A 20,514-nucleotide genomic window follows, 5' to 3' on the forward strand; every position below is an offset into this window, starting at 1 on the left:
TGTGACGGAATCCACGCCGTTCCTCCGCGGGTGTCCTCCCCGGTCGGCCTTCACCGGTGTCCTCCGCGGACTCCGCGTCGAAGTGGCGGGAAAAGGCCGGTAGTTGTGCGGTCTCCCGGCGGCGTCGGCGAACTCGCGCTCTCGGGCGCCGCGATGCCGCACGAGCCCGCCGGTCCTCCCACGGGCGGTATCGGCGCCACGTCACTCGAACGGGTGAGCGATGCGGTTCTCGCGGTCGTGCCACAGGCACACGCCGGAGGGGTGATCGTCCTTGACGCGGCGGCGACCGGGGAGGACCGTTGGGCTTTATGAGGGGCGAACCCAGTTGCCCGAAGTGTGGTGGCCGGGTGCGGGCGCCCGGTCTCTTTTCCGACTCCTGGCAGTGCGGAGTGCACGGCACCGTGCATCCCCTCCAGCCGGTCGTCCCGCCAAGCGTCGAAGCGCTCGCGGTGGTCGTCAACCGGGCCAGGGTGCCCGTATGGATGCCATGGCCGCTGCCCGTCGGCTGGCTGTTCACCGGAGTCGCCTGCGCGGGCGATGACCGCAGCGGCGGCCGCGCCACCGCCGTGGCCTGCTCGGGCCCCGGACCGCTCGGCGGGCCCGGCGAGATGCTGCTCATCGCCGAGGAACTGGGAGTCGGGCTCGGTGCCCGCTACGCGGGAATCGACGGCCCTGACCCCGGCCCGGCGATGTGCGTGGACAAGCCGCCGCACGCCAAGGTGCTCGCCGCCGGTCGGCCCACCCCGCTGTGGCACGTGAGCAGCGCGCCCGGTGACCGGGCGGTCTTCGCCGGTGAGGCGCGCGGGCTGTGGCTGTGGGCGGTCGTCTGGCCCGCGGAGTCCGGACTGCTGCTCTACGACGAGTTCGTCCTGACCGACCTGCGCGACGCCGGGGCCGAGGTGGACCTGCTGCCGTGCGGGGCACTGTCGCCGCGCGTCCTGTCATAACCGGGCGCTGTGTGCGTACGAGCTGAGCGCCTCCTTCATGCGAGCGAGTGACGTACACCTCTGTCGGCTCTGTCGGCTCTGTCGGCCGAAGCCCGAGCCCTACCCGTGCGCGGGCTTGCGTACGTACTCCCGCGCGGGCTCGTGCGCGGGGCGGGTCGCCGGTCCATGCGCCGTTCCGGGGTGCCGTGGGGCGCTGACCTCGCGCGTCGTGCCGCCCGGGACGGGAGCGCCCGGCCGTCGGGCTGCCGGACCGTGCGTCATGGGGTGGCCGCCCGGGCCCCGTGACGAGGCCGCAGCGGCTGTCTCCCGGGCGAGGGGCTGGGCGCCGGGGCAGAGGCTGAGGACGCGGGGAAAGAGCAGGCGGGGGCGGGTGTACCGGGTGGCCCCGGTAGAGTGAAGGGGTCCCCATCGTCCCCTACGCAGCCGGGAGTCCGCGTCGTGCGCGTTGACCTGCACACCCACTCCACGGCTTCGGACGGCACGGACACCCCTGCTGAGCTGGTGCGTAACGCCGCTGCCGCGGGGCTCGACGTCGTCGCGCTGACCGATCACGACACCGTCGCCGGCTACGCCGAGGCGCGCGCCGCGCTGCCCGCCGGGCTCACGCTCGTCACCGGCGCCGAACTGTCCTGCCGCCTGCGGCTGCCCGCCTCCGCCGATGGCCGCGCCCGCGCGGATACGGCCGGGGGCGAGGACGGCGGTGTGAGCCTGCACATGCTCGCCTACCTCTTCGACCCGCACGAGCCCGAGCTGGCCCGCGAGCGTGAACTGGTCCGTGACGACCGGCTGCCGCGCGCTCAGGGCATGGTCGCCAAGCTGCGCGAACTCGGCGTGCCCATCACCTGGGAACAGGTCGCGGCGATCGCGGGGGACGGCGCGATCGGGCGGCCGCACGTGGCGGCGGCGATGGTGGAGCTCGGCGTGGTCGAGACCGTCTCCGACGCCTTCACGCCGGATTGGCTCGCGAACGACGGCCGCGCGTACGTCAGCAAGCACGAACTCGACCCGTTCGACGCGATCCGGCTGGTGAAGGCCGCCGGGGGCGTCACCGTCTTCGCGCACCCGCTGGCGCTCAAGCGCGGCCACTGTGTGCCCGAGAGCGCGATAGCCGAACTGGCGACCGCCGGGCTCGACGGCATCGAGGTCGACCACATGGACCACGACGAGCCGACCCGCGCGCGGCTGCGCGGGCTCGCCGCCGACCTCGGCCTGCTGACCACCGGCTCCAGCGACTACCACGGCAGCCGCAAGGCCTGCCGGCTCGGTGAGCACACCACCGACCCCGAGATCTACGGCGAGATCACGCGCCGGGCGACCGGTGCCTTCCCCGTGCCCGGAGCGGGCGGCTGAGCCAGCCGCGAGCCGCTGGAGCGCGGCCGGGTAAGCCCGGCCGGGGAGGACTGGGACGCCGTACGGTGCGGCCTGGTGCCGCGCCGGTCCGTATCCCTCAGGCGGTCCCGCATCGCGCACATGTTCCGCGCCTGTCGCACGCTCCCGCACGCCGCGTGACGGGGTGCGCCCCGTAGGCACGTAGCGCGCGCTCGCGCCCCGTGACCAACACTCCGCTCATCCGTCCGCTGCCGCCTGCCCGCCCGCTTCTGTCTGAGCCTCCCGACCCCGTCCCCTGCTGTCCCTCATGCCGCCTCCCGGCCTGGCATCCCCTCTCCTCGCAAGGCATATCGTGTTCGACTTCGCTCTCTTCGGTTCCCTCTTTCTCACCCTTTTTGTGATCATGGACCCCCCGGGCATCACGCCGATCTTCCTCGGGCTCACCTCCGGGCGGCCCGCCAAGGTGCAGCGCAAGATGGCGTGGCAGGCGGCGACCGTGGCGTTCTGTGTGATCGCGCTCTTCGGGGTCTGCGGCCAGCAGATCCTGGACTACCTGCATGTGTCTGTGCCCGCGCTGATGGTCGCCGGTGGTCTGTTGTTGCTGCTCATCGCCTTGGACCTGCTGACCGGCAAATCGGAGGAGCCCACCCAGACCAAGGACGTCAACGTCGCGCTCGTCCCGCTCGGCATGCCGCTGCTGGCCGGTCCTGGCGCGATCGTTTCGGTGATCCTGGCGGTGCAGCACGCTCACGGGTTCGGTGGGCAGCTGTCGGTGTGGGCGGCGATCGTCGCCATGCATGTGGTGCTGTGGCTGGTCATGCGCTATTCGCTGCTGATCATCCGTGTCATCAAGGATGGTGGCGTGGTGCTCGTGACCCGGCTGGCGGGCATGATGCTCTCAGCCATCGCGGTCCAGCAGATCGCGAACGGCGTCACCCAGTTCATCCAGGCGGCCTGACCGAGGTCTGGTGAGCGGAAACGCCGGGCGCCCCCGTACCTTGGGTACGGGGGCGCCCGGCGTTGCGGTGGCGTCGTTCGCGTCAGCGGACGGCGGTGTCGGCTGGCCGGATGTAGATGCGCTGGCCGATCGCTGCGGCCTGCTGCACTATCCGGTTGACGGAGGCGGCGTCTACAACGGTGCTGTCCACGGCGGTGCCGTCGATGTCGTCGAGGCGCATGATTTCGAAGCGCAAGGCTTCTCCCTTCGTCTGATCCTCCTGAGGAGAACTTTGGTAAGTCAAACGCGCCACTACCTGGTGGCGCGTCCTGTAGAGGGAACGGGTTGCTCCGGGCAAACATTCCCTACGCTAAAGAAATTTTTCGAGAGCCTAATTACTGGTGAGTATTGAGAGTGTTTGTCTACGCTGTGTCACGACCAGGGCGATGAGGCCGCTATGAACGACGTCGAGCCCCCTGGCCCCGCCGACCTCGTGTCCATCGCCGCTGGGATCGAGCGCACCAACGAGCTGCTCCAGCGCGTACTGGCCGAGGTCGCCACCACCCCTTCTACCCACGCGATCTTCGTGGATGCGGGATATGTCTACGCGGCCGCCGGCCGCCTCGTCACCGGCACCGAGGACCGCCGCGCCTTCGAGCTGGACACCGAAGGGCTGATCGAGGCGTTCATCGACCGGGCGCGCACGATCTTCCCCGACAGCAGGCTGCTGCGCGTGTACTGGTACGACGGCGCCCGCCGCCGCATCCACACCGCTGAGCAGCAGCGCATCGCCGAACTCCCCGACGTGAAGGTCAGGCTCGGCAACCTCAACGCCAACAACCAGCAGAAGGGCGTCGACTCCCTGATCCGTACGGACCTGGAGTCGCTGGCCCGGCACCGTGCCATCGGTGACGCCGTACTCGTCGGCGGCGACGAGGACCTGGTCTCCGCCGTCGAGGCGGCCCAGGGCTACGGCGCCCGCGTGCACCTGTGGGGCATCGAGGCCGTCAGCGGGCGCAACCAGGCGGAACCGCTGCTCTGGGAGGTCGACAGCCAGCGCACCTTCGACCTCGACTTCTGCAAGCCGTACGTCCTGCGGCGGTCGGTGATCGCCGAGCCTCCGGCCGCTCCGGGCGAACAGCCCCCCAGCCGCGACGATGTGCGCTTCGTCGGTGCGCAGGTCGCCGCGCAGTGGCTGGGCAGCCGGGGCCGGGGGTCGCTCGCCGATCTGCTGCCAGGTCACCCGTATCTGCCCGGAGCGGTCGACCAGGAACTGCTGATCGAGGCCGAGGGGCTGCTCCAGCTGTCGCTGCGGTCCCGCGCCGACCTGCGGCGCGCGCTGCGCGACGGCTTCTGGGAGCACCTGCAAGCCCAGTACTGACCGGCTGCCGCGGCGCGGAGCCCGTCCCATGCCACCGGACGCCGCGTGCCCGGCCGCGGCCGCGTGCCACGCGCGGCACGCCGCGTACGCCGCGTGCCGCTGTGCCGTGCTGATAGCCGGCGCTACGTGCCGGCCTCGTGCCAGAAGCCGAGCAGCGCTTCAGCGGTCTCGTGTGGCCGGTCGACGGCGGGGGAGTGCTCCGCGCCCGCGACCACCGTGCGGCGGGCGCCGAGCCGCTGCGCCATCGCGTCGATCTCCGGCACCGGCCAGGCGTAGTCCACGGCACCTGACAGCACATGCACGGGCAGCGGGACCCGGGCCAGCTCGGCCACCCGGTCCGGCTCGGACAGCAACTGCCGTGCGGCGCCGGTCAGTTGCTCGCGTACGGTGCCTGTCCAGCGCCGGTGCAGGAAGTCCCGTACGGCGGGCGGCGTCTCCCTGCCCGGCGCCTCGGGCGGGTCGAGTTCCCGCATGGCCTGCCACACCTGTTCCTTGTCCCAGGTGGCCAGCGCGTCGATGAGCAGCTTGAGCCGGGCCTGCTGGGTGTCGGAGATCGCCGCGGGGCCCGAACTCATCAGGGTCAGCGAGGCGAACGCCGCCGGGTCGCGCAGCACGGCGGCGCGCGTGATCAAGCCGCCCAGCGAGTGGCCCAGCAGATGCACCGGACGTCCGTCGCTGATCGCCGCCGCCTGCGCCAGGACGTCGCGCGCCAGCTCCTCACGCGTGTACGCGCTCTCCTCGCACGGCCCCGCGCTCTCGTGCTGGCCCCGGCCGTCAATGGCCACGACCCGGAACCCGGCCCCGGCGAGCGGGCCGAGCAGCGTGATGAAGTCTTCCTTGCTGCCGGTGAAGCCCGGCACCAGCAGCGCCACCCCCGCCACCGGGCCGTCCGGCCTGGCGTCGTGGGTCGCGAACTCGCCACGGGCGGTGATCAGCGAAGACGCCCGGGCGCACGCGGGAAGGTCAAGGTATGGCGGCCTGCTCATGGGCCGAGGCTAGCGGGCGGCGGTTGCAGGCGAGCGACCGCCCGTGACACGGCGAGATCCCACCGCGCCGTCACCGCGCCCACGCCGGGTACTGACCGGGCACTCAGCGGCGAAGGCCGAGGGCCCGGCCCCTGCCCCGTGGGAAACGCGGGGTGGGTCGGGCCCTCGGCCTTCGTGATACCTGGGGCGTCAGCTCTCCGGCGTCGCCTCGGGGCCCGCGGCGGCACGCGTGCGCGTGCGGCGGCGGCGCGGCTTGGCCGGGGCGTCGGCCGCGTCGGACCGCTCGGCGGAGGCGGTCACCTTCTCGGCCGCTCCCGCGCCGTCCGTGGCGCCTGTGGAAGCCGTGGCCGCCGTGCTGCGGGTGCGGCGGCGACGGCGCGGCTGCTTCGGTGCGGCGGCCTCATCGGTCGCGCCCTCGGCGGTGTCGACGGCCTGGGCGGCCTTCTTCTCGCCGGTCGTCTCGGTCGCGGGCGCCGCGGAGTCCTCCGCGTTCATGCCACCGCGCGTACGGCGGCGCTGGCGCGGGGCGCGGGCGGGGCGCTCGCGCTCCTCCGTCACGACGGGGGCGGCGGGTGCCTTGCGGCCACGGGCACCGCGGCCGCCGGTCTCACCGAGGTCTTCGACCTCCTCGGCGCCGAGACCGGCGCGGGTGCGCTCGGCGCGGGGCAGTATCCCCTTGGTGCCCGCGGGAATGCCCAGCAGCTCGTACAGGTGCTCGGAGGTGGAGTACGTCTCCTCCGGGTCGTCGAACGGCAGGTCCAGCGCCTTGTTGATCAGCTTCCAGCGCGGGATGTCGTCCCAGTCGACCAGCGTGATCGCGATGCCGGACTTGCCCGCGCGACCGGTGCGGCCGATGCGGTGCAGGTACGTCTTCTCGTCCTCGGGGGACTGGTAGTTGATGACGTGCGTCACGTTGTCGACGTCGATGCCGCGGGCCGCGACGTCGGTGCACACCAGCACGTCGACCTTGCCGTTGCGGAACGCGCGCAGCGCCTGCTCACGCGCCCCCTGGCCGAGGTCGCCGTGCACGGCGCCGGAGGCGAAGCCGCGGCGGGCGAGCTGGTCGGCGATGTCGGCGGCGGTCCGCTTGGTGCGACAGAAGATCATCGCCAGGCCGCGGCCTTCCGCCTGGAGGATGCGGGAGACCAGCTCCGGCTTGTCCATGGAGTGCGCGCGGAAGATGTGCTGCTTGGTGTTGGCGACCGTCTGGCCCAGGTCATCCGGCGCGGCGGCGCGAATGTGGGTGGGCTGCGACATGTAACGGCGCGCGAGCGAGATGACCGCGCCGGGCATGGTCGCCGAGAACAGCATGGTCTGCCGCTTGGCGGGCAGCAGCTGGATGATCTTCTCGACGTCGGGCAGGAAGCCCAGGTCGAGCATCTCGTCGGCCTCGTCGAGGACCAGGCCGCGGACCTTCGAGAGGTCGAGCTTCTTCTGCCCGGCCAGGTCGAGCAGGCGGCCCGGGGTGCCGACGATCACGTCGACGCCCTTCTTCAGGGCCTCGACCTGCGGCTCGTAGGCGCGGCCGCCGTAAATGGCGAGCACGCGGACGTTGCGTACCTTGCCGGCGGTGAGGAGGTCGTTGGTGACCTGCTGGCACAGCTCGCGGGTGGGGACCACCACGAGCGCCTGGGGCGCGTTCGTCAGCTGCTCGGGCGTGGCCCGGCCGGCTTCGACGTCGGCGGGGACGGTGACCCGCTCCAGGAGCGGCAGGCCGAAGCCCAGCGTCTTGCCGGTGCCGGTCTTCGCCTGGCCGATGACGTCGGAGCCGGAGAGGGCGACCGGAAGGGTCATCTCCTGGATGGGGAACGGGGACACGATGCCGACGGCCTCCAGGGCCTCGGCGGTCTCGGGGAGAATCCCGAGCTCTCGGAACGTAGACAGGATGCTTGCCTCTTCTGTGAGACGCGGCGCAAGGCGGCGAAGGGGGTCGTACCGCACCCGGTACTTGACCGGCCGGGGAAGACCGGATGGCGCGGGACCACTGCCTCCGCTCAGGCGCTCATGCCGCGAGCGGGGTCCCTCTCGCTGGGCGTATGTCTCATACGCGCCGCGTGGAGGGCGGTCGATTTGGAGCCGATCGGGCCAACGACCGGGCATCCGCATGGGTGGAACACCGCCGATGACGAGCGGGCCCAATACCACTGTACCCCGGATACGGCTCTCCACCCGGAGGCTTGTTTGAGTGCGACGATGAACACAGTGCGGCGCGGGTCTTGACCCCCCTGGCTGACCAGGGACTTCCCACCGCCCCCCAGCCGACTATTGTGCGCTCCATGGAGACGCCTGATAACGCCGCTGCCGCCGCCGAGAACACGCCCGAGGAGCACACCGGGATCGCCGCCCAGGACTGGGCCCAGGCGTCCGCCGAGCCGCAGTACCGGGCGGCGGTGATCGACCTGCTGGGTGCCCTCGCGTACGGCGAGCTGGCGGCCTTCGAACGCCTCGCCGAGGACGCCAAGCTGGCGCCCACCCTGGACGACAAGGCGGAGCTCGCCAAGATGGCGTCGGCGGAGTTCCACCACTTCGAGCGGTTGCGGGACCGGATCGCGGCGATCGAGGCCGAGCCGAACGAGGCGATGGAGCCGTTCGCCGCCGCGCTGGACGAGTTCCACCGGCAGACGGCGCCGTCCGACTGGCTGGAGGGCCTGGTCAAGGCGTACGTCGGCGACTCGATCGCCAGTGACTTCTACCGCGAGGTGGCGGCCCGACTGGACTCGGACACCCGTGGCCTCGTGCTCCAGGTGCTCGACGACACCGGCCACGCGTCGTTCGCTGTGGAGAAGGTGCGGGCTGCCATCGAGGCCGATCCCCGGGTCGGCGGGCGGCTGGCGCTGTGGGCGCGGCGGCTGATGGGCGAGGCCCTCTCGCAGGCGCAGCGTGTGGTCGCCGACCGCGACGCGCTGTCGACGATGCTCGTGGGCGGCGTGGCCGACGGCTTCGACCTCGCCGAGGTCGGCCGGATGTTCTCGCGGATCACCGAGGCGCACACCAAGCGGATGGCGGCGCTAGGCCTGGCGGCCTGACGCACCAGGAGCGGCGGGGGGGCCGACGAGCCCGGCCCTTCGCCGGGGCGCACGCTCCCGGGGGGTGCCTGAGGTCCCGCGCCCGGCGCTCGCGCCGGGCCCCGGCCAGCGCTTTCCCGCCCTCGCCCGCCGTCACTCGTCCGGCGCGCGGGGTGGGCGGCCCGGCCCGCCGGGGTCAGGCCGCCACGCGGCGGTGCAGCCCTCTGGTGGGGCGGCGGACGAGCAGGGAGACGAGGACCAGGGCCACGAGCAGCGCGACGCCGAGCGTCGCCGCCAGGTGGCCGCCGCCGAGCACCGTGTGGGCCAGCAGGGCGCCGAACAGGCCGGCGCCGGGGCCGGTGGACAGCACCAGCCGTGCGGTCGGGAGCCGCTGGGGCGGCAGCCAGCGGATCGCCGCGACGGCGATGGCGAGGCCGATCAGTACCGAGCCGAGCGCTTCCAGGATCATGCGCTTCCCTCCCGCGAGGGACCGATGAGCAGTCGCAAATCGGTCGTAGCCGGTCCTACCCCGTGCTCACCGCGGGCAACCCTGCGGACACGCCAACGGCGGGGCCCCGGTGCGGAATTCACCGGGGCCCCGCCGTGACGATGTGCTCAGCCTATGAACGGCCGACGGGCGCTGCCGGGCAGTGCCCCGACCGGCAGGCGCCGGCGGCTACAGGGCGCTGAAGCCGACCTTGCGGGCGGTCGGTTCGCCGATCTCGACGTAGGCGAGCCGGTCGGACGGAACCAGGACCTTGCGGCCGTGGTCGTCCACCAAGCTCAGCAACTGCACCTTGCCGCCGAGCGCGTCGGCGACCGCGCGCTCCACGTCCTCGGCAGACTGCCCGCTCTCCAAGATGATCTCGCGAGGCGCGTGCTGCACGCCGATCTTGACCTCCACGGCTATGTCCCTCCGACGGTCCGGGTTCCCCCTGGCCACAAGCCCGGGGGAGGATGCGCGGTTGCCGCGCCGTACGGAGCACACAGTAGCCCGGTGAGCGGCGCTGATGAGACGGCTGAGGGCATGCCCGCAGCGAACAACCGGCGTGCGCGGTGCCGCACCGGCCGTCACAGCGGCCGCAGCACACGCCACGCGCGCCCGGCCCCGGGTGGAGGCCCGGAGCCGGACGGAGGCACCGATGGCTCAGGGCCGCCGTGCCCGGAGGGTGCCGCCACGTGTCCTGGGGGCCGGTCAGGCGCCCTCGGGGCCCTGGCCGTCGGCGCCGTGCAGCGGGAAGCCCGCGATGCCGCGCCAGGTGAGCGAGGTCACCAGCTGGACGGCCCGGTCGCGGGGGATGTCGCTCTTGCTGGAGAGCCAGTACCGCGCGACGACCTGCGAGACGCCGCCGAGGGCGACGGCCAGCAGCATCGACTCGTCCACCGGCAGCCCGGTGTCCTCGGCGATGACCTCGGAGATGGCCTCGGCGCACTGGAGCGAGACCCGGTCCACGCGCTCGCGCACGGCGGGCTCGTTGGTCAGGTCGGACTCGAAGACGAGGCGGAACGCGCCGCCCTCGGCCTCGACGTAGGCGAAGTAGGCGTCCATCGTCGCGCTGACGCGCAGCTTGTTGTCCGTGGTTGAGGCGAGCGCCGTACGCACCGCCTGCAGCAGTGACTCACAGTGCTGGTCAAGCAGTGCCAGGTAGAGATCGAGCTTGCCGGGGAAGTGCTGGTACAGCACTGGCTTGCTGACTCCGGCGCGCTCGGCGATGTCGTCCATCGCCGCCGCGTGGTAGCCCTGCGCGACGAAGACCTCCTGGGCGGCGCCCAGGAGCTGATTGCGTCGGGCTCGGCGCGGCAGGCGCGTGCCTCGTGGGCGCGCCTCGGTCTGCTCGATGGCTGTCACGCCGCCTCCCAGTGGATCGATCTGTGCACGGTGTTCACCGCGTCCGCCATCGTACTTTTGAGTAACCAGGGTGCGCGCGGTCCGTGCGGAGAATTTCACGGACCTGGCGAAGTGGGAAGCCGACAAAAGGTACAGCTCATCGGTAGTCGTCCTCCTCAAGGTCGACCACACGGTGCTGTTCTGCGACATCTGCCGGGTTCGCCAGGGCCGGATCGAAGTCGGTGGGCTGCTCGTCGTCGTCGGGCTTCAAGTCCACTCGCTGCTCCACCGCGTCCGCTTCCGGGGCTTCCATGTTCCTGTCCTCGGCGCTGTCCGGCACGGGCTCGTCCTCGAAGGTGGCGGGGTTCGCTGGGTCGATAGGCATGTGGCTCCCCTTTCCAGGGCGAGCGCCCTCTATACGAGCCTACGAGTGGTGGATGGCGAACGCCATGCGCTACGGGCCGCCCGGCGGGCCCGGTACGGGCGCGGGAACGGCGCGGAAACGCGGGCCGCGCCCGAATGGGGCACTGTGATGGCGAACACATGAACGTAGGGCGTGATCGTCTCGTAACATTGGCGCATGCCTTCGACCGACTCGCCGGATTTTCCCGCCGTCCCAGCGGCATCGCCCGCGAGATCCGTGCCGGTCGGTGAGGGGGAGCGACTGCGCGAAGTGCGGCTCGCCGGATGCGCGATGACCGTGCGCTCCCGGCCGCCCGCCCGCGGAGGGCTGCCGCCCGCCGTGTTCGTGCACGGGCTCGGTGGCGCCTCCGACAACTGGTCCCTGCTCATGGAGCAGCTGGCGGACGTGGTGGACGGTGAGGCCGTCGATCTTCCCGGCTTCGGTTACTCCCCGCCGCCCGCCAGCGGCGACTACTCCATCGCGGGCCACGCCCGCGCCGTCACCTCGCACCTTGAGGCGAGCGCCCGCGGCCCCGTGCACCTGTTCGGCAACTCCATGGGTGGCGCGATCGTCACCCGAGTGGCCGCCGCGCGGCCCGATCTCGTCCGCAGCCTCACCCTCGTCTCGCCCGCGCTGCCCGAGGTGCCCCCGCAGCGCACCGCGCTGCCGACCGCGCTGCTCGCCGTGCCCGGCGTCACCCGGCTCTTCAGCCACCTGACCAGGGACTGGACGGCCGAGCGGCGCACCCGCGAGCTGATCGCCCTCTGCTACGGCGACCCGGCGCTGGTCAGCCCCGAGGCGCTCACGGCGGCCGCCGCCGAGTACGAGCGGCGGCTGGCCCTGCCGTACTTCTGGGATGTGCTCTCCCGCTCGGCGCGCGGCGTCGTCGACGCGTACACGCTGGGCGGTCAGCATTCCCTGTGGCGGCAGGCCGAGCGGGTGCTCGCGCCGACGCTGCTCGTCTACGGAATGCGGGACCGGCTGATCTCCGTCCGCATGGCGCGGCGCGCGAACGCCGCGTTCCGTTCCTCGCGTCTGCTGTTGCTCCTCGACGCCGGACACGTTGCGATGATGGAGTACCCGGAAGCGGTGGCGCGGGCTTTCCGCGAACTGCTCGACGACCTCGACGCACGCGCGAAGGTGGAGACGGTGGAATCTGGCGAAGCTGAGGGCGCCGTGCCACGGCGTCCGGCGCGGGCCGATACGCCCGGCGCGGAGCGGGGCACGGGCAGGAGCGCTGCGGCACGTGGGTAAACACAGCGCACGCGGCAAAAGGGCACGCGACAGCCGGTCCGCCCCCGACGGACCTCCTTCTGGCCCAACCGGGCCTTCCGGTCCCGTAGTTCCCTCTTCTGGCCCTGCCGAAGCCCCGGACATCGGCCGCTCACAGGACCCGCCCGGCGCGGGCCGGCGGCGGCGGATGGGGCCGACCGGTGCGGAGGCCGACGGCCAGGCGTTCACGCCGCCGCACGGCGTTCCCCAGGCCGCCGGTGCCCCGCAGGCCGGAGGCCCCGCCATGGGCGCCTCCGTGCCGCAGGCCAGGGGCGGTCATCCGGAGCACCGCGAGCCCGGCGGCGGCTGGGGCGCGCTCGGTGCCCCGACCGGTCCGGTGGGACCACCGCGAGGTGGCGCCGCGGGCAGGGGCGCGCCGATGAGACAACCGATGACGGCAGGACCTGTTGTTGCCCCGGGCGCGATGCCGCGGGGCAGCGCCGCGCCTGGGGCCGTGGCGGCGCCGACGACCGGCGCGGTGGGAACCCGGCCGGTCGGCGCGCCGGTGCGCGGCCCCCGGGTGCCCGGACCGCGCAAGGAGTACGTCGAGGTGTTCGACCGCCTCGACGACGTACGCGCGGACCGCCGCGATGGCGGACTTCTCGATGCCGGTGGCCCGGACGGCGGCTCCTTCGGCGACAGCGGGCCGCTGGACGTGCTGGCACCCGGCGCACCGGGTCAGGGCGCGACGCCCCAGCCCGGCACGGGCGCCGGGGCGGGCGCGGCGGTGGCGCGGGCGAACAGCGAGGCAGGTGCCGAGGCAGGTGCCGGTGCCACTGCGAGCGCCGCTGCCGGTTCGGGTGACGGCGGGCGTGGCTCAGGCGGAAAAGCGAAGCCGGAGGCTTCCCACGGCGGGCATGGCGCGCACGGCGGGCATGGCGGCGGGGGAGGCGCCACCAGCGTCGGGCGGGCCGGTCGAGCCGCGAAGAACGGCAAGGGCCGGACCTTCACCGGCGTCGTGGCCGCCGCGGTGACCACCGTGCTCGCCGTCGTGGTGACGGGGCAGGTGGCCGCCGGGCCGAAGGACGACGACAAGCCGCAGGCGCGGGACGCCGTGGACCGGGGCAAGAGCGACGAGGCGTCCCGGTCGAAGGAGCGCACGCCCGCGCCCCGCCCGGCCGCCCCGTTGTCGTACGAGCAGAAGATGGCGACGAAGTTCCCGCTCAGCCCGAACCTGCGGCTCAAGGACAAGTTCGCGGCGGTGCCGGGGCACGACAAGGCACCGGGGCGCGGCAAGGTGTGGCAGTACCGGGTGGATGTCGAGAAGGGGCTGCCGCTCGAAGCCAAGCTGTTCTCGCAGGCCGTCCACAAGACCCTCAACGACGAGCGGAGTTGGGGCCACGGGGGCCGGCAGACCTTCGAGCGGGTGTCGTCCGGTCGGCCGGACTTCGTGATCACCCTGGCGAGCCCGGGAACGACGGCGAAGTGGTGCGCGAAGTCGGGGCTGGACACGACGGAGGACAACGTGTCATGCGACTCGGCGGCGACCGAACGCATCATGATCAACGCCTACCGATGGGCACAGGGCGCGAAGACCTTCCGCCCCGAACAGACCCTGGTCTACCGGCAGATGCTCATCAACCACGAGGTGGGCCACCGGCTCGGCCGCGACCACGAGGGGTGCGAGAAGGACGGCGCGCTCGCTCCGGTGATGATGCAGCAGACCAAGCGGCTGAACACGGGCGACGCCGCCTGCCGTGTCAACGCCTGGCCGTTCCCCGAGGCCGAGGCCGAGGACGACTAGGGGCGTCCGGTGGGTTCTGGCCCCGCGCGGGGGTGCCCCGTCAGGGGCGCGGGGAACTGCGCGACCAGCCACGGCGCACCCGCGGTCGGCGACGCACGGTCAGGGGCTCAGCGCCCCCGTTGCGAGCTGTCGGACACGGACCAGCCGAGAGTCGGCTAGCGGGTGCTTGCGGACGGTAGGGCTCCGGGCGTCGGGATGTCGCCTCGGCGGGCCGTTCCCCGGCGGGCCTCGCGTCGCGCGCGGCGTCCTCCTCGCTTGTGCGGCCGGTGGCCGAAGGCCGCTGGCTGATGCCCGCGTGCCCGGCATGTGAGATGCCGCGTCTCTCTCCGTGAAACACCTTTGCCAGGTGGCGGAAATTCGTTCAGTCTTCTGCGCATGTCGAGCCGTCACGCCATCGAGAACGCCAGCTACGAGCTGGCGCTGATCGGCGTTGCCGGACACGCTGTCGCCGACATCGACTGTCGCTGAGGCCGTAGTTCCCCCGGGTCCCTTCGAGGCGTGACGCCCAGGGCCGGATTCCCCCGCGCATCCGCCTTCTTCCGCGGCTGCTCATCGGGCTTCGTTTTCTCCCTTCACTTCCGTCACTTCCTTTTCTTCGTTTCGTGTCCGCCTGGGGCGGCCCGCTGCCTGACTGAGTCCGCAGCCGCCTCCCTGGTGCTTCCTGCTGTGAAAGGCGTACTTCGTCATGCGTCAACTGCCCGTCATATCCCGCCGTGTCGCCGCGGCGGCCGTCAGCGTCGTCCTTCTCGGTGGTGCGGCCGCCTGCGGGCCGGAGGGCAGTGGCGACGGTGCCAAGGGCGGCAGCGGCGGCGAGCCGCGGCGGGGCGGCACGCTCACCGTGCTCAACGCGCAGCCGCAGTCCGACTTCGACCCGGCGCGGCTGTACACCTCCGGTGGTGGCAATGTGCCCTCGCTGGTCTTCCGCACCCTCACCACCCGCAACCGCGAGGACGGCGAGGCGGGCGCCAAGGTCGTCCCCGACCTCGCCACGGACACCGGAAAGCCCAGCGAGAACGCCACGGTGTGGACGTACAAGCTCAAGGACGGGCTGAAGTACGAGGACGGCTCCCCGATCACCAGCGCCGACATCAAGTACGGCATCGAGCGTTCCTTCGCGGCCGAACTCTCCGGCGGCGCCCCGTACCTGAGGGACTGGCTGGTGGGCGGCGATTCTTACGAGGGCCCGTACAAGAACGACAAGAAGGACACGAACGATAAGAGGAGCGGGAAGGGCGGGCTCGACTCGATCAAGACGCCCGACGACAAGACCATCGTCTTCCACCTGCGCAAGCCTGAGGGTGACTTCCCCTTCCTCGCCACCGGCACGCAGTTCGCGCCCGTCCCCAAGGCCAAGGACACCGGCACCAAGTACGAGGAGCACCCCGTCTCCTCCGGCCCGTACAAGGTCGTCAAGAACTCCGGTGACGGCGAACGCCTGTTGCTTGAGCGCAACCCCCACTGGTCGGCGGCGACCGACAAGGAGCGGCACGCCTACCCGGACACCATCGACGTGAAGTCCGGCCTCGACCCGGCCGTCATCAACCAGCGGCTGTCCACAGGGTCGGGCATCGACGCGGCCGCGGTCACCACCGACACGAACCTCGGACCGGCCGAACTCGCCCAGGTCAGCGGCGACCAGGAGCTGGCGTCCCGGGTCGGCACGGGGCACTTCGGCTACGTCAACTACCTGGCGTTCAACCCGAAGGTGAAGCCCTTCGACGACCCCAGTGTGCGGCAGGCGATCAGTTACGCCGTGAACCGCACCAGCGTCATCAACGCGGCGGGCGGCTCGTCGCTGGCCGAGCGCGCCACCACCTATCTGCCCCGGCAGACGTCCTTCGGCTACACGCCGTACGACCATTTCCCCGCCGGCAAGGACGGCAACCCCGACAAGGCCAGGAAGCTGCTCAAGGAAGCGGGCTACCCGGACGGGCTGAAAATCACCCTCACGCATTCCACCGCCAGAGACTTCGAGACCAGCCCCGACATCGCCACCGCCCTCCAGGAGGGGCTGAAGAAGGCCGGGATCACCGTCAAGCTCCAGGGCCTTGAGGACAACGACTACAAGGAGAAGATCCACAGCCTGAAGTCCGAGCCCGGGCTCTTCCTCTCCCACTGGGGCGCGGACTGGCCGTCCGGTGGGCCGTTCCTCGCGCCGATCTTCGACGGTCGCCAGATCGTCAAGAACGGCTCCAACTACAACGCCGCGCAACTCGACGACCCGTCCGTCAACGCCGAGATCGACGAGATCAACAAGCTGACCGATCTCGAAGCGGCCGCCAAGCGGTGGGGCGCGCTCGACAAGAAGATCGGCGAGCGGGCTCTGACGGTGCCGCTGTTCCACCCGGTCTACAAGCGGCTGTACGGCAGGGACGTCAAGAACGTCGTGATCAGCCACTGGACCGGCGTTCTCGACGTCTCGCAGGTCGCGGTCCGGTGAGCGGGGCGACCCAGGCCGCACGGAGTGATCTCGTGACCGCCGACGTGTCAACGGCCATCCCGGCGGCCACCCCTGCGGTGGTCCCGGCGGTGGTCCCGGCGGCCACCCCGGTGGTCCCGGCTCCCGCCGCCCGCCCCGGGCAGGTGTGGCGACGGCTGCGCGGGCGCAGGTCCGCCGCCGTGGCCGGCACCGTGCTGGGACTGCTGGCTGTGCTCGCGCTCGCCGCACCGCTGCTGTCCACGCTCACCGGCCAGGACCCGAACACCTACCACGACGACCTGATCGACTCGGCGCGCGGCGGCGTGCCCATCGGCTCGTACGGCGGTGTCAGTGGCGAACACTGGCTCGGCGTCGAACCCGGCACCGGACGCGACCTGTTCATCCGGCTCGTCTACGGCGCCCGGGTGTCGCTCGCGGTCGCCGTCGGCGCCACCGCGCTCCAGGTGCTCATCGGGCTGGCGGTGGGCATCGCGGCCGGGCTCGGCAACCGTTTCCTGGACGGTGTGCTGAGCCACGTCAGCGATGTGTTCATGGCGCTGCCCATGCTGGTCTTCGCCATCGCGCTGACCGCCGTCGTGCCGGCCGGTTTTCCCCGGCCACTGCTGCTCACGCTTGTGATCGCACTGCTCAGCTGGGGTGGGACGGCCCGGATCGTCCGGGCGCAGACGCTGACGCTGAAGAAGCTCGACTTCGTCGCGGCCGCACGGCTCGGCGGTTCGGGGCCCTTCCGTGTCGCACGCCGCGAACTGCTGCCCTCGCTCGCCGCTCCCGTGATCACCTACGCGGCGATCCTGCTGCCGACCAACATCGTCGCCGAGGCCGGGCTCTCCTTCCTCGGCGTCGGCATCCGGCCGCCCACCCCGTCCTGGGGGCAGATGCTCTCGACCGCGACCACATGGTTCCGCGCCGACCCCACGTATGTACTGCTCCCGGCGGGCCTGCTGTTCCTCACCGTGCTCGCCTTCACCGTGCTCGGCGACGCGCTCCGCACGGCACTTGACCCGCGCGAGGCGTCCCGGCTGGGCGTCGGCACGCGGCGTGCGGGGCGCACAGGGCGCGCGGGGCGTGCTGAGCGTGTGGGGCGTGCCGAGCGCGCGGGGCTCGCGTCCGGACAGGACCGCTGCGACCGGCAGGACTGGCAGGAACGGCGGGGACCGCGTGACGAGCAGAAGAAGGACGGCACCCCATGACCGGCTACCTCCTGCGGCGCGCGGGCGGCGCGTTGCTGGTGCTGCTCGCCCTGTCCATCGTCGTCTACGCGATGTTCTACGTCGCGCCCGGTGACCCGGCCAAGCTCGCGTGCGGGCCGCGCTGCAACCCCGACCAGATCGCGCAGGTACGCGAACAACTACGGCTCGGCGACCCGCTGTACGTGCAGTACTGGCACTTCCTCCAGGGCCTCTTCGCCGGACACGACTACTCCACCGGCACCGGCGTTCTCCATTGCGACGCGCCCTGCTTCGGCCTCTCGTACCAGAACGACCAGCAGGTCACCGATCTCATCACCCAGCGGCTCCCGGTCACCGCGTCCCTCGCCTTCGGAGCGATGGTGCTGTGGCTGCTGCTCGGTGTGGGCACCGGGCTCGTCTCGGCGCTGCGCCGGGGCGGGATCACCGAACGGGTGCTGACCTGGTTCACACTCGCCGGGACCGCGACACCGGTGTTCATCGTCGGCCTGCTGCTGCTGATGCTGTTCTGCTCGTATCTGCGCTGGCTGCCCTTCCCCTCGTACGTGCCGCTGACGGAGAACCCGGAGCAGTGGGCGTGGAACCTGCTGCTGCCGTGGACCGCGCTCGCACTGATCGAGTCGGCCAAGTACGCGCGGCTGACGCGTAGTTCGCTGCTGGAGACGCTCGCTGAGGACCACATCCGCACGTTTCGCGCGTACGGGGTGCGGGAGCGCGCCATCGTCGGGCGGCACGCGCTGCGCGGCGCGCTGCCGCCGGTGATCGCGCTCAGCGCGCTGGACCTGGGCACGATCTTCGGCAACGCCGTGCTCACCGAGACGCTGTTCGGCCTGCCCGGCCTCGGCCAGCTGCTCGTCCACGCGGTCCGGGACATCGACCTGCCGGTCGTCGTGGCCGTGGTGCTCGTCACCGGCACCGCTGTGGTGATCGCCAACATCGTCGCCGACCTCCTCTACGCCGTCACTGACCGAAGGGTGACCCTGACATGAGCAAGCGGTCGGAAGGGCTGGAGCCGCTGGAACCACCGGAGCCGCTGGTGGAGGTCGTGGACCTCACTGTGGGCTTTCCGGTGGCCGGTGGTGTTCACGGTGGGCAGGCGAGAGACGGCGCGTACGAGGAAGGCGAGGCGTCTGCGAGAGACGAGGCATTTGCGAGAGGCGAGACGTCTGCGAGAAGTGAGGCGTCTGCGGGAGACGGCGGTGGTGGCGGCGACGGTGACGAGGGCAGGGGCGGGGGTGGCAGCCGGGGCGGATCGGAGCCGGGTGCCGGGCTGGTGCGGGCCGTGGACGGGCTCTCGTTCACACTGCGGGCCGGAGAGGCGCTGGGCATCGTAGGAGAGTCCGGCTCCGGCAAGAGCACGGTCGCTTTCGGCCTGCTCGGGCTGCACCGGGGGACCGGCGCACGCGTCACTGGCACGGTGCGGGTCGCGGGGCGGGACGTGCTCGTCGCCGACGAGGCGGAGCTGCGCCGACTGCGGGGCGGGGTCGCCGCCATGGTGTTCCAGGACCCGCTCTCCTCCCTCGATCCCTACCTTGCCATCGGCGACCAGATCGCCGAGGTGTACCGCGTGCACCACCGGGGCGCGTCCCGGCGTGCCGCGCGGGCGCGCGCCGTCGAGGTACTCGACCGGGTCGGCATCCCCGGCGCGGCACGCCGGTCGCGGTCCCGGCCACATGAGTTCAGCGGTGGCATGCGGCAGCGGGCACTGATCGCGATGGCCCTTTCCTGCGAGCCCCAGTTGCTCGTCGCCGACGAGCCGACGACCGCTCTCGACGTGACGGTGCAGGCCCAGATCCTCGACCTGCTGGCGGAGCTGAGGGCCGAGACGGGCATGGGCCTGATCCTCGTCACCCACGATCTGGGAGTGGCGGCGTCCAGCGTCGATGAGCTGCTGGTCATGCGGGACGGTCGCGCAGTGGAGCGCGGGCCGGTGCGTACGGTCCTCGGGGCGCCGCGCGAGCCGTACACGCGCGCCTTGCTGGCGGCCGTGCCGCGCGTCAACGTGTCGCCGTCGGTGCCGGTGCCCGTGCCGGTGCCGGTGCCGTCAGTCTCGTCGGAGCAGTCGGAGCAGTCGGAGCAGTCGGAGCAGTCGGAGCAGTCGGAGCAGTCGGAGCAGTCGGAGCAGTCGGTGTCGCCGGGGGCGTTGGTGCTGCCAGTCGCGTCCCTTCCCTCTGCTGGCACGCTTCGTCGGCCGTTGAGTGGCGTGCTGGAGTCGGCAGACGGCGGGAATCCGGGGGTGGGTGCGGATGTCGGCGCCGTGGACGCTCCGTTGCTCGAAGCGGTGGGGCTGCGCAGGGAGTTCGGTAAACGGCGAGGCTCTGTCGTCGCCGTGGACGAGGTGTCCTTGACCCTGCGGCCAGGTGAGACGCTGGGCGTGGTCGGGGAGTCGGGCAGCGGCAAGACGACGCTCGGCCGGATGCTCGTCCGGTTGCTGGAGCCGTCCGGTGGAGCGCTGCGCTACCGGGGGCGTGACATCGGCGGACTGCGCGAGCGCGAACTCCGGCCTTTTCGGCGTGAGTTGCAGATGGTCTTCCAGGACCCGGTCTCCTCCCTGAACCCGCGTCGCAGTATCGGCGAGTCGGTCGCCGACCCGCTGCGGGCGGCGGGCGGCCTGGGCGACGCACACGTGCGTGCGCGCGTGCGTGAGCTGCTGGAACGTGTGGGCCTGAACCCGGACTGGTACCACCGCTACCCGCACGAGTTCAGTGGCGGCCAGCGCCAGCGCGTCGGCGTCGCGCGGGCGCTCGCCCCCGAGCCCCGGCTGATCGTCTGCGATGAGCCCGTCTCGGCGCTGGACGTCACCACCCAGGCGCAGATCGTTCGGCTGCTGGGCGAGTTGCAGCGGGAACGTGGGCTGGCGCTGGTGTTCATCGCGCACGACCTCGCCGTGGTCCGGCAGGTCAGCGACCGGGTAGCGGTCATGCGCGGCGGACGGATCGTGGAGGAGGGGACCACGGACGCCGTATACGACGATCCACAGCACCCCTATACCCGGTCACTGCTGGCCGCGGTGCCCCTGCTCGAAAGGGCGGAAGCCGCCGCATAGTGCGGCGTA

18 protein-coding genes and 1 pseudogene are annotated in these 20,514 nt (G+C 71.9%); 12 read left to right on the forward strand and 7 right to left on the reverse strand.

All coding sequences use genetic code 11. The annotated features are described in order from the left end of the window. Positions 1-308: 308 nt before the first annotated feature. The 3 genes from AC5P1B_RS14500 to AC5P1B_RS14510 all read left to right on the forward strand — a co-directional run bounded on the left by AC5P1B_RS14500 (position 309) and on the right by AC5P1B_RS14510 (position 3,234). Positions 309-947 (forward strand): DUF6758 family protein, encoded by a 639-nt coding sequence (locus AC5P1B_RS14500; protein WP_493887466.1) that lies wholly within the window; start codon positions 309-311, stop codon positions 945-947. 438 nt (positions 948-1,385) lie between these two features. Further along, the gene (locus AC5P1B_RS14505; protein WP_493887467.1) at positions 1,386-2,297 is read left to right on the forward strand and encodes a PHP domain-containing protein; all 912 of its coding nucleotides are present in this window, start codon (positions 1,386-1,388) and stop codon (positions 2,295-2,297) included. Between the two features lie 331 nt (positions 2,298-2,628). Then, on the forward strand, positions 2,629-3,234 hold the full coding sequence (locus tag AC5P1B_RS14510) for a MarC family protein (RefSeq protein WP_493887468.1): 606 nt from the start codon (positions 2,629-2,631) through the stop codon (positions 3,232-3,234). 82 nt (positions 3,235-3,316) lie between these two features. Here the strand turns inward: AC5P1B_RS14510 and AC5P1B_RS14515 are convergent, their stop codons facing one another. Continuing rightward, positions 3,317-3,469, reverse strand: coding sequence for a DUF8834 family protein (locus AC5P1B_RS14515; protein ID WP_493887469.1), 153 nt, complete (start codon positions 3,467-3,469; stop codon positions 3,317-3,319). 201 nt (positions 3,470-3,670) lie between these two features. Here AC5P1B_RS14515 and AC5P1B_RS14520 point away from each other — a divergent pair, with 201 nt between their 5' ends. Continuing rightward, positions 3,671-4,594, forward strand: a complete 924-nt coding sequence (locus AC5P1B_RS14520; protein ID WP_493887471.1) for an NYN domain-containing protein — start codon at positions 3,671-3,673, stop codon at positions 4,592-4,594. A 122-nt stretch (positions 4,595-4,716) separates the two neighbouring features. Here AC5P1B_RS14520 and AC5P1B_RS14525 read toward each other — a convergent pair whose 3' ends face one another. Together AC5P1B_RS14525 and AC5P1B_RS14530 are read right to left on the reverse strand one after the other, a co-directional pair. Continuing rightward, on the reverse strand, positions 4,717-5,580 hold the full coding sequence (locus AC5P1B_RS14525; RefSeq protein WP_493887472.1) for an alpha/beta fold hydrolase: 864 nt from the start codon (positions 5,578-5,580) through the stop codon (positions 4,717-4,719). A gap of 201 nt (positions 5,581-5,781) precedes the next feature. Beyond that, positions 5,782-7,552 (reverse strand): annotated as a pseudogene (locus tag AC5P1B_RS14530) (DEAD/DEAH box helicase); the annotation flags it as partial. 304 nt (positions 7,553-7,856) lie between these two features. Here AC5P1B_RS14530 and AC5P1B_RS14535 point away from each other — a divergent pair. Further along, on the forward strand, positions 7,857-8,606 hold the full coding sequence (locus AC5P1B_RS14535; protein WP_493887474.1) for a ferritin-like fold-containing protein: 750 nt from the start codon (positions 7,857-7,859) through the stop codon (positions 8,604-8,606). 175 nt (positions 8,607-8,781) lie between these two features. Here AC5P1B_RS14535 and AC5P1B_RS14540 read toward each other — a convergent pair whose 3' ends face one another. The 4 genes from AC5P1B_RS14540 to AC5P1B_RS14555 form a co-directional block, all read right to left on the reverse strand. Beyond that, positions 8,782-9,054 carry a hypothetical protein gene (locus tag AC5P1B_RS14540; protein ID WP_493887475.1) on the reverse strand — a complete coding sequence of 91 codons (273 nt, stop codon included), beginning with the start codon at positions 9,052-9,054 and terminating at the stop codon, positions 8,782-8,784. Positions 9,055-9,261: 207 nt separating this feature from the next. Beyond that, on the reverse strand, positions 9,262-9,489 hold the full coding sequence (locus tag AC5P1B_RS14545; RefSeq protein ID WP_493887476.1) for a DUF3107 domain-containing protein: 228 nt from the start codon (positions 9,487-9,489) through the stop codon (positions 9,262-9,264). A 291-nt stretch (positions 9,490-9,780) separates the two neighbouring features. Beyond that, entirely contained in the window at positions 9,781-10,434 is a 654-nt protein-coding gene (locus AC5P1B_RS14550; protein ID WP_493887477.1) for a TetR/AcrR family transcriptional regulator, read from the reverse strand. Positions 10,435-10,570: 136 nt separating this feature from the next. Beyond that, positions 10,571-10,798: a hypothetical protein gene (locus AC5P1B_RS14555; protein ID WP_493887478.1), complete on the reverse strand. Its 228-nt coding sequence runs from the start codon at positions 10,796-10,798 to the stop codon at positions 10,571-10,573. Positions 10,799-10,993: 195 nt separating this feature from the next. Between AC5P1B_RS14555 and AC5P1B_RS14560 the strand changes: the two genes are divergently transcribed. The 7 genes from AC5P1B_RS14560 (at position 10,994) to AC5P1B_RS14590 (ending at position 20,505) form a co-directional block, all read left to right on the forward strand. Further along, entirely contained in the window at positions 10,994-12,070 is a 1,077-nt protein-coding gene (locus AC5P1B_RS14560) for an alpha/beta fold hydrolase (RefSeq protein WP_493887480.1), read from the forward strand. Positions 12,071-12,236: 166 nt separating this feature from the next. Beyond that, complete coding sequence (locus AC5P1B_RS14565; RefSeq protein ID WP_493887481.1) at positions 12,237-13,832, forward strand: DUF3152 domain-containing protein; 1,596 nt, start codon at positions 12,237-12,239, stop codon at positions 13,830-13,832. Positions 13,833-14,207: 375 nt separating this feature from the next. Then, positions 14,208-14,300: an Ms4533A family Cys-rich leader peptide gene (locus tag AC5P1B_RS14570; RefSeq protein ID WP_493887482.1), complete on the forward strand. Its 93-nt coding sequence runs from the start codon at positions 14,208-14,210 to the stop codon at positions 14,298-14,300. A gap of 217 nt (positions 14,301-14,517) precedes the next feature. Beyond that, positions 14,518-16,272 (forward strand): ABC transporter substrate-binding protein, encoded by a 1,755-nt coding sequence (locus AC5P1B_RS14575; RefSeq protein ID WP_493887484.1) that lies wholly within the window; start codon positions 14,518-14,520, stop codon positions 16,270-16,272. Positions 16,273-16,361: 89 nt separating this feature from the next. Continuing rightward, a complete protein-coding gene (locus tag AC5P1B_RS14580) occupies positions 16,362-17,462 on the forward strand; it encodes an ABC transporter permease (protein WP_493887652.1) in 1,101 nt (366 codons plus the stop codon). Beyond that, positions 17,459-18,448 (forward strand): ABC transporter permease, encoded by a 990-nt coding sequence (locus AC5P1B_RS14585; RefSeq protein WP_493887485.1) that lies wholly within the window; start codon positions 17,459-17,461, stop codon positions 18,446-18,448. Before AC5P1B_RS14580 ends, AC5P1B_RS14585 begins: the two co-directional genes overlap by 4 nt. Continuing rightward, entirely contained in the window at positions 18,445-20,505 is a 2,061-nt protein-coding gene (locus tag AC5P1B_RS14590) for a dipeptide ABC transporter ATP-binding protein (protein WP_493887487.1), read from the forward strand. The genes AC5P1B_RS14585 and AC5P1B_RS14590 overlap by 4 nt, the downstream gene beginning before the upstream one ends. The last annotated feature ends 9 nt before the right edge of the window (positions 20,506-20,514 follow it).

The sequence above is a fragment of the Streptomyces sp. A01 genome, from assembly GCF_059026195.1.